The following is a 532-nucleotide window of genomic DNA, read 5'->3' on the forward strand; positions in this document are numbered from 1 at the left end:
GCTGTTCAACATATTTGCTCCTGGGCCTTTTCACTGATATGTGTTTACACCACTTAAACAATTGCTTTTCAAATACCCACCGGCAACTTTCCCATAATAGCTTTACATCAGTAGGAAAACGTATATAACTCTCATAGCAAGTGGCATCCATCAGCAACACATGGGTATTGTTCATATCACGTTTCCAGTGGTTAAATAACACCCCCTGAAGCTGCTGCCAATCGGTATGTTCGGCCAGGTAGCTACGCACTCTGCTCACGATGGCTTTGTCCCTGATCCGTTGATTATCCGAAAGCAGCTTGCCACAAAATAGCTGAAGGGCCCAGTCAGTGTTGAAGCGTTCTATCAGCTTCTCATCACTAAGGTTCAGGTAGGCCTTCACAAACATCAAACCCAACATCCCTTGGGAAGAAAACCATCTAGGGGCCCCCGGGCCTTTGTTCTCCGGCGGTAAACAATCAACAAGCTGTTCCCAGGGAATGTTTTGATAAATCTGGCCTAGTTTACTATTCTTAAATAAATACCATTTGGA

At 44.7% G+C, this 532-nt stretch carries 1 protein-coding gene; it reads right to left on the reverse strand.

Annotated features, from left to right (window positions below; all coding sequences use genetic code 11):
- Window positions 1-532 (reverse strand): transposase (locus AC04NP_RS30625; protein ID WP_482863939.1); only part of this gene is annotated, 532 nt, incomplete at both ends.

This window comes from Agaribacillus sp. DX54 (genome assembly GCF_056858335.1).